The following is a 7,143-nucleotide window of genomic DNA, read 5'->3' on the forward strand; positions in this document are numbered from 1 at the left end:
CCGGCCCGATTGCCGGCCGCACCAACACCAAGGACAAGGAACGCAAGACGCGCGATCTGTCCACCCTGGACGGCACCAAGTACCGCTGCGAACAGACCAACTTCGACACGCATCTGAACTATGCCAAGCTCGACGCCTGGGCCAAGTTCCCCGACTTCCAGTCGCGCGTGGCCAATGCCATTTTGACGCGCCAGGCGCTCGACCGCATCGTCATCGGTTTCAATGGCGTCAAGGCCATGGCCGACACCGATCTGGACGCCAATCCGCTGCTGCAGGACGTGAACAAGGGCTGGCTGCAGCACCTGCGCGAGCTGGCACCCGAGCGCGTGCTGGGCCTGGTGGCCAACGGCATGCCGGGCAAGGTCATCATCGGCGACGTGGACGGCGCCGACTATGCCAACCTGGACGCGGCCGTCACCGATGCCGTCAATCTGCTGGACCCTTGGTATCAGGAAGACACCAATCTGGTGGCCATCGTAGGGCGCAAGCTGTTGAACGATAAGTATTTCCCACTGGTCAACACCAAGCAGGCGCCCACGGAAACCCTGGCGGCCGACATCATCATCAGCCAGAAACGCATTGGCGGCTTGCCGGCCGCGCGCGTGCCGTTCTTCCCTGACAACGCCATTCTCATCACGCGTTTCGACAATCTGTCGATCTACTTCCAGGAAGGCGCGCGCCGCCGCCGCGTCGAGGACGTGCCCAAGCGCGACCGCATCGAGAATTACGAGTCGTCGAACGACGCCTACGTGATCGAAGACCTGGGCCTGGCCGCGCTGGTGGAAAACATCGAGCTGAAAGACAAATAATGGCGAACCAATCCCCCGCCCTGCGCCACCGCGCGCGCATGCTGGCCGAGCGCACGGCCGGCGCCGCCGCGCCGCTGGGCGTCACGACCGGCACGGCCTACGACCTGATGCTCTACAAGCTGTCCGATGACCGGCGGCGCCTGAAATCCATTCAGTCCGTCGAACGCAAGATCGAGGTTAAGGCCACCTTGCTGCCCGACTATGCGCAGTGGATTGACGGCGTGCTGGCCGGCGGCAAGGGCGCCCAGGATGACGTGTTTGCCACCCTGCTGGTGTGGCACATCGACACAGGCGAGTACGAGCGCGCCCTGGTCATGGCCGCCTATGCGCTGGAACACAAGTTCACCTTGCCCGACACCTACAGCCGCGACATCGCCACCCTGATGCTGGACGAATTCGCCGAAGGCTATTTGCACGGCAAGCTGGCCGCCGATCCGCAGCACGCGGCCCAGGTGTTGGGCACCGTCGAGCAACTGACGGCCGCCAGCGACGCGCCCGACCAGGCGCGGGCCAAGCTGCACAAGGCCATCGGCCTGGCCATGATCGCCGTGCTGGACCAAGCGGACGACACCGACATCGCCCCGGCGCTGGTGGCGCAAGCGGAAACGGCCATGGGCCACTTGAAGCGCGCGCGCGCCCTGTCCGAGTCCTGCGGCGTCAAGAAAGATATGGAACGGCTGGAGCGGCGCCTCAAGCGCACGGCCGGTTCCACGTAAAGAGCATCCCCCGCAGCACGGCGGCACGGGGGGATTCTGGCCAACCCTTTGACCTGATGAACCCCGTCCACCGCCCCCTTTTGAAAGCGCCCCGTATGTCCTTCATGGCCCTGCCCCCGTCCATCCCGCCCGGCACCGCCCCCGCGCCGCCAGCGTCTGTCCCTGGCGTCATCGAGAACGACGGCTGGTTTCCCGATATTGCGCTGGCTGATATGCGCGACGCCATGCGCCTGGACGGCACCGTCACCGATGCGCGCCTGGTGCAAGCCGTGGTGGACGCTATCCTGCAGGTCAACCGCGAGCTGGCCGACTGGCAGGGCAAGCAGGTTGCTGCAGGATTCATTGCCCTGGTGGACGTGCCGGCCACGCGCATCAACCGCGAATCCCGCTTGCTGGCGCAGTACCGGCGCGCCGTCTACAGCACGGCGAAAGCCGATCTGATCGAGCGTTACCGCGACTACGACAGCACGGCCACTTCCGTCAGCGACAAGAAAAGCATGGAGTGGCTCGACGAGGCGCCCGGCGCGCAGCGGCGCAATGCGCAATGGGCCATCGCCGATATCGTCGGCCGCACGCACCTGACCGTGGAATTGATCTGATGCAGGTGCGCACGCAGCAGCACGACACGGTAGACGCCCTGGTGTGGCGCTACCTGGGCGACGGCGCGGGATACGTCGAGCACACCCTGGAAATAAATCCCGCGCTGGCGCGCCACGGCGCCGTGCTGCCCGCCGGCCTGGTCGTCACCCTGCCCGAGCCGGCGCCCAGCATGGGCCAGGCCGCGGACGTCGTGCAGCTATGGGATTAACGCAGCAATCCACCATTTTTACCCTCATGAAAAATCTATCTAACTTCACCCCGGAGAATCAAGCAATGTCCGCAGAATCGTTTGGTGGTTTCGCCACCCTGGTCAAACTGTACGGCTTCAAGGCGGCGCTGGGCATGGTCGGCGCGGCCATGCTCTACATCGTGCTGCCGCCCTTGAATGCCGACGGCACCTTCAACAAGGGCGAGTTCGTCGCCCGCCTGGCCTGCGCGGGCGTGTTCTCGTGCCTCCTGGGCGGCACCGTATATCAGCTGCTGTGCGCACAGCTCCCTGCCATTGGCGCCATGGTCAACGCTTCCGCCATCGACCTGATCGTGGGCGCGCCCGGCTGGTGGGTATCGCGCGCCGTGGCCCTGTGGTTCCAGCGCCGTAGCGACAAGGACATCGCCGAGCTGGTCAAAGACGCGAAGGAACATTGATGGCCACCGTGGAAAATCCCGTAATCGCGCGCGTCATCGACGCCATCCTGCGCGCCGAAGGCGGCTACGTGAACGACCCGCAAGACAAGGGCGGCGAAACCAACTTCGGCATCACCGTGGCGGTGGCGCGCGCCAACGGCTACACGGGACCGATGCGCGATCTGCCCGAGGCTGTGGCGCGCGCCATCTACACGGCGCGCTACATCACGGAACCCAAGTTTGACCAGGTGCTGGCCACCCATGCCGGCATCGGCGCCGAGCTGATCGACACGGGCGTGAACATGGGGCCGCACCGCGCAGCCGAGTTCCTGCAGCGCTGGCTGAACGGTTTCAACGACACGGGCGCCCGCTACCCCGCCCTTTTTGTCGATGGTCGCCTGGGCGCGCAGTCGCTGGGCGCGCTGGCCGCTTTCCTGAAATGGCGCGGCCAGGACGGCGCCACCGTGCTGCTGCGTGCCCTGAACGGCCTGCAGGCGGCGCGCTACCTGGAAATCACGGAAGCGAACAAGACCCAGCGCCGTTTTCTGTTCGGCTGGATCAAGGAACGGGTGGCCATGTGACCACAACCAACTGGCGCCCGCTGGCCGCCTGCCTACTGTGCGGCGCCATCGCGGGCTGGACGGCGCAGGGCTGGCGCAAGGACGCCAGCATCGCCGAACTGCAGCGGGCGGCCGCCACCAACAAAACCACCGCCGCCACCGAACTGGCCCAGGCCACGGCCCGCGTGCTGACGCTGGAGCGCGCCGCCGGCACCGCCCTGGCACAGCGCGCCGACCAACTCACCGAAGAGCAAACCCATGCGAAAACTGAGCGTGACCGTTTTAACGATGATGTGCGCAGCGGCGCTGTGCGCCTGTCAATCCCCGTCGCCAGCGGCCAGTGCGCCGCAGTTGCAGATTCCACCACTGCCGCAGGCCATCGGCGTGAAGCGCGCGCCGAACTTGACCCGGCGACTGCGGCAGCTCTTGACGCCATTGCCGGCGACGGCGACGACGCCACCCGCCAGCTGAACGCCTGCATCGACGCCTATAACCTGATCCGCGAAACCTACCATGTACAAACCGAATAGCCTGCGCCAACACCTGGCCGCCGCGATTCCCCAGCTGCAGCGCGATCCCGACCGCCTGCTGGTCTTCGCCGACGAGGGTAACGTGGTGGCGTCGGCCACCGCCTCCCTCTCCTTCGAATACCGCTTCAAACTCAACCTGATCGTCACCGATTATGCGGGCGACGCCGACGCTATCATGGTGGCCCTGATCGCCTGGCTCAAAGTCCACCAGCTCGACCTGATGGCCAACGAGGAAACGCGCAAGCACGGCATCGCCTTCGAAGTGGACTTCAACAACCACGAAACGGTCGATATCTCGATCAAGCTGGACCTGACCGAACGCGTGGCCGTCAAGACAGGCGAAGCGGGCCGCCTGGACATCAAACACCTGGCCGAGATACAGCACACGCCCGCCTATGCGGACGAGTTCTGGAAGCTGTATGACGGCGAGACCCTGCTGGCCGAATGGCGCACGCCCGAGGCGACAGCATGAGCGACGACCTGCACGCGCTGGAAGCCTGGGCCGGCGCCCTGCTGGACAAGCTGCAGCCGGCCCAGCGCCGCGCCATCAATCACAAGGTGGCCATCGACCTGCGCCGCAGCCAGGCGCAGCGCATCAAGGCGCAGCAGGGGCCGGACGGCGCGGCCTATCCCGCGCGCAAGCGGCGCAAGGAATTCAAGGGAAAGAATGGGAGGATCAAGCGGCAGAAGGCGGCGATGTTTGCCAAGATCCGCGCCACAAGACACCTGAAGGTGAAGGCGACCGGCGACCAGATCGAGGTCGGATTCTTTGGCTGGGTGGCGAGGGTAGCGCGAGTGCATCAGTTTGGACAGCCAGAACGCATATCGAAAAGTGGATCTATATACAAGTACCAAGCTCGTCCACTACTAGGATGGAACGAGTTAGACAAAGCAATAATCCGGGGATCAATTCTTCATCACATTGCGTCACTAAATTAATAGCTTCATGTATTTCACAAAATCCGACATGGACATGATAAAGTCAAAATTTACTTCAGAAGCCACAAAATGAAAGAACTACAGGTCGATCATCACTTAATAAATTGGTCGGAAATAGAGACAAAATCTTGGAACGCCGCTCTTCTTGGCAACGGCTTTAGTGTGAATATTTGGGGGAAATTCGGTTACGGAAGTCTCTACGATGTGGCAAAAAGTGCGGACGTAACTACCCCTCTTGACGAAAAAAGCGTAAAGTTGTTCGAACACCTCGACTCTACGAATTTCGAAGATATTCTGAGAGTTCTATATCATGCACGACTTGTAGATCAACAACTAGGCTCCCCTCAATTAAAGGATATCGACGAGCTATACACCGGAACAAAGAATTCCCTTGCTGCTGCCGTGAACTATTCACATGTACCACACGAAAAAACTGAAGTTCTAAAAATAAATGAAGCATTTCGTGGATTCAAAAATATATTCACTACAAATTATGACCTGATTCCTTATTGGTCGATCATGTCTGCTGATCTTTGGCGATTCAAAGATTTATTCTGGTCGCAAGGAACGACATTTGATCCAAAAAATACAGATGTCATTGCTGACCGATGTGTAATTTCTTACCTCCATGGTGCAATTCACCTTGTAGAACTTCCAGATGGAACAACAAAAAAACTCACAGCTAACGGAATTGACAAACTTGGAAACTTGTTCGACCTAGCACATCCAGAACATTTCCCTCTATTCATTTCGGAAGGATCATCAGATAGAAAACTGTCACGAATAAAGAGAAACGATTACCTGAGATTTTCTTTCGAAAAATTACAAAAAACCAAGGGAAATATGGTTGTAATTGGCCACTCACTTCATGCCGATTACGACCAACACCTCATCGATGCGCTACGGGATGGACCTCTTGATTCAATCGCAATCAGCGTGTGGCCACATCAATCCCCTGAGGAAATAATTCTTTTCAAATCGAGAATTAGCGTTGAGCTACCCGATAAAGAGCTCTACTTCTTTGACTCTACAAGCCACCCATTAGGTTGCGCTGCTCTGAAAAACGAATAAGCACTTAACATTGGTAGGAAAACGAAGGAAAGATAAGACTTCGTTGGCCATTAACCCCCTTATCAACCCGCCCCCGCGTGCATCCGCACGCGGACTTCGGCAACATGCACTGCATGAACGCCGACCAGTCCGACCTCCTCCGCTTGCTGCAAAACCTGATCCGCCTGGGCACCATTGCCGAGGTCAAAGGGGCCAAGGCGCGCGTGCGACTTGGGCCGACACTCACCACTGAATGGCTGAAATGGGCTACCCGGCGCGCCGGCAGCACGCGCACTTGGTCGGCGCCGACGGTCGGCGAACAAGTAATCGTCTTTTCCCCTGGGGGCGACCTGACACGCGGCATCATCGTGCCGGCGCTGTACTCGCAGGCGTTTGACGCGCCCGAAACCAGCGACAACATCCACACCACGCACTACCCCGACGGCGCCGTGGTGCAGTACGACCATGCGGCCCACGCCCTGACAGCACTACTCCCCGGCGGCACCGCCACCATCACCGCCGACAAGGTCACATCGAACGCGCCCAGCACCGTTTGCACGGGCGACCTGACCGTCATGAAAAACCTGATCGTCATGCAATCGGCCACCGTCAACGGCGCCACCGCGCTGAACGGCGGCGTGAATGCCAGGGCTGGCGCCGCTGGCGGCGTGGCCATGGCCGTGCAAGGGACGATCAAGGCCAGCGAGGACGTGCTGGCCGGCGCCGTCAGCCTGGCCAAGCATCCGCACGGCGGCGTCAAGCAAGGCGGCGACAAGTCGGGCGGGCCGCTGCCATGATGGGTATGCACGCCGCCACCGGGCGCAGCCTGACGGGGCTGGACCATCTGCGTCAGTCCGTGGCCGACATTATCACCACGCCGATGGGTTCGCGCATCCGGCGCCGCCGCTATGGCTCCGAAGTGCCCGAGCTGATCGACCAGCCCCTGAACAGCGCCACGCAGTTGCGCATCTACGCCGCCACCGCCTTTGCCCTGCGCCGCTGGGAGCCGCGTTTGCAACTGTCCAGCGTACAGCTCACGCGCGACACGGACGGCGCCATCGCGCTGCTGCTCGATGGCACGGCGAATGGCCAGGCCATCACCATGGCCGTACCCGTCAAGCAAGGCGGCGCCGTATGAGCACGCCCATCGACCTGACACAATTGCCGGCCCCCAGCGTGGTCGAGGTGCTGGACTTCGAAGCCATCCTCACCACGCGCAAAGCCCACCTGGTGGGCCTGCTGCCGGAAGCCGAGCGCGCCGCCGTCACGGCCCTGCTGGAGCTGGAATCGGAACCGGCCACCAAGCTGCTGGAAG

Annotated in this window: 12 protein-coding genes and 1 pseudogene; all 13 read left to right on the forward strand. The window is 61.5% G+C overall.

Translation table 11 applies throughout. The features are described from left to right. On the forward strand, nt 1-809 hold an 809-nt coding region (locus AC54AF_RS26595), incomplete at its 5' end, for a phage major capsid protein, P2 family (RefSeq protein ID WP_496638981.1). Beyond that, nucleotides 809-1,525, forward strand: coding sequence for a phage terminase small subunit (gene gpM / locus AC54AF_RS26600; protein ID WP_496638982.1), 717 nt, complete (start codon nt 809-811; stop codon nt 1,523-1,525). The genes AC54AF_RS26595 and gpM, both read left to right, overlap by 1 nt. 95 nt (nt 1,526-1,620) lie before the next feature. After that, nucleotides 1,621-2,124 (forward strand): head completion/stabilization protein, encoded by a 504-nt coding sequence (locus tag AC54AF_RS26605; protein ID WP_496638983.1) that lies wholly within the window; start codon nt 1,621-1,623, stop codon nt 2,122-2,124. Continuing rightward, complete coding sequence (locus AC54AF_RS26610; RefSeq protein WP_496638984.1) at nt 2,124-2,333, forward strand: tail protein X; 210 nt, start codon at nt 2,124-2,126, stop codon at nt 2,331-2,333. The genes AC54AF_RS26605 and AC54AF_RS26610 overlap by 1 nt, the downstream gene beginning before the upstream one ends. Before the next feature lie 65 nt (nt 2,334-2,398). Then, nucleotides 2,399-2,770 (forward strand): hypothetical protein, encoded by a 372-nt coding sequence (locus tag AC54AF_RS26615; protein WP_070224671.1) that lies wholly within the window; start codon nt 2,399-2,401, stop codon nt 2,768-2,770. Further along, nucleotides 2,770-3,330, forward strand: coding sequence for a glycoside hydrolase family 108 protein (locus AC54AF_RS26620; RefSeq protein WP_496638985.1), 561 nt, complete (start codon nt 2,770-2,772; stop codon nt 3,328-3,330). The genes AC54AF_RS26615 and AC54AF_RS26620 overlap by 1 nt, the downstream gene beginning before the upstream one ends. Next, nucleotides 3,327-3,839, forward strand: coding sequence for a lysis system i-spanin subunit Rz (locus AC54AF_RS26625; RefSeq protein ID WP_496638986.1), 513 nt, complete (start codon nt 3,327-3,329; stop codon nt 3,837-3,839). Before AC54AF_RS26620 ends, AC54AF_RS26625 begins: the two co-directional genes overlap by 4 nt. Next, entirely contained in the window at nt 3,823-4,311 is a 489-nt protein-coding gene (locus AC54AF_RS26630; RefSeq protein ID WP_496638987.1) for a phage tail protein, read from the forward strand. Before AC54AF_RS26625 ends, AC54AF_RS26630 begins: the two co-directional genes overlap by 17 nt. After that, nucleotides 4,308-4,778, forward strand: coding sequence for a phage virion morphogenesis protein (locus AC54AF_RS26635; RefSeq protein WP_496638988.1), 471 nt, complete (start codon nt 4,308-4,310; stop codon nt 4,776-4,778). Before AC54AF_RS26630 ends, AC54AF_RS26635 begins: the two co-directional genes overlap by 4 nt. A gap of 69 nt (nt 4,779-4,847) precedes the next feature. Next, nucleotides 4,848-5,849 carry a DUF4917 family protein gene (locus tag AC54AF_RS26640; RefSeq protein ID WP_496638989.1) on the forward strand — a complete coding sequence of 334 codons (1,002 nt, stop codon included), beginning with the start codon at nt 4,848-4,850 and terminating at the stop codon, nt 5,847-5,849. A gap of 104 nt (nt 5,850-5,953) precedes the next feature. Next, nucleotides 5,954-6,625, forward strand: a complete 672-nt coding sequence (locus AC54AF_RS26645; RefSeq protein ID WP_496638990.1) for a phage baseplate assembly protein V — start codon at nt 5,954-5,956, stop codon at nt 6,623-6,625. Then, the gene (locus tag AC54AF_RS26650; protein ID WP_496638991.1) at nt 6,622-6,966 is read left to right on the forward strand and encodes a GPW/gp25 family protein; all 345 of its coding nucleotides are present in this window, start codon (nt 6,622-6,624) and stop codon (nt 6,964-6,966) included. The genes AC54AF_RS26645 and AC54AF_RS26650 overlap by 4 nt, the downstream gene beginning before the upstream one ends. Continuing rightward, nucleotides 6,963-7,143, forward strand: a pseudogene (locus AC54AF_RS26655) (baseplate assembly protein); the annotation flags it as partial. The gene AC54AF_RS26650 and the pseudogene AC54AF_RS26655, both read left to right, overlap by 4 nt.

Source organism: Janthinobacterium sp. JF4, from assembly GCF_059617925.1.

Coding starts and splice junctions, on each gene's coding strand:
- AC54AF_RS26650 (WP_496638991.1), top strand. CDS start 6,622: ATGATGGGTATGCACGCCGCCACCGGGCGCAGCCTGACGGGGCTGGAC.
- AC54AF_RS26635 (WP_496638988.1), top strand. CDS start 4,308: ATGAGCGACGACCTGCACGCGCTGGAAGCCTGGGCCGGCGCCCTGCTG.
- gpM (WP_496638982.1), top strand. CDS start 809: ATGGCGAACCAATCCCCCGCCCTGCGCCACCGCGCGCGCATGCTGGCC.
- AC54AF_RS26620 (WP_496638985.1), top strand. CDS start 2,770: ATGGCCACCGTGGAAAATCCCGTAATCGCGCGCGTCATCGACGCCATC.
- AC54AF_RS26605 (WP_496638983.1), top strand. CDS start 1,621: ATGTCCTTCATGGCCCTGCCCCCGTCCATCCCGCCCGGCACCGCCCCC.
- AC54AF_RS26615 (WP_070224671.1), top strand. CDS start 2,399: ATGTCCGCAGAATCGTTTGGTGGTTTCGCCACCCTGGTCAAACTGTAC.
- AC54AF_RS26640 (WP_496638989.1), top strand. CDS start 4,848: ATGAAAGAACTACAGGTCGATCATCACTTAATAAATTGGTCGGAAATA.
- AC54AF_RS26645 (WP_496638990.1), top strand. CDS start 5,954: ATGCACTGCATGAACGCCGACCAGTCCGACCTCCTCCGCTTGCTGCAA.
- AC54AF_RS26630 (WP_496638987.1), top strand. CDS start 3,823: ATGTACAAACCGAATAGCCTGCGCCAACACCTGGCCGCCGCGATTCCC.
- AC54AF_RS26610 (WP_496638984.1), top strand. CDS start 2,124: ATGCAGGTGCGCACGCAGCAGCACGACACGGTAGACGCCCTGGTGTGG.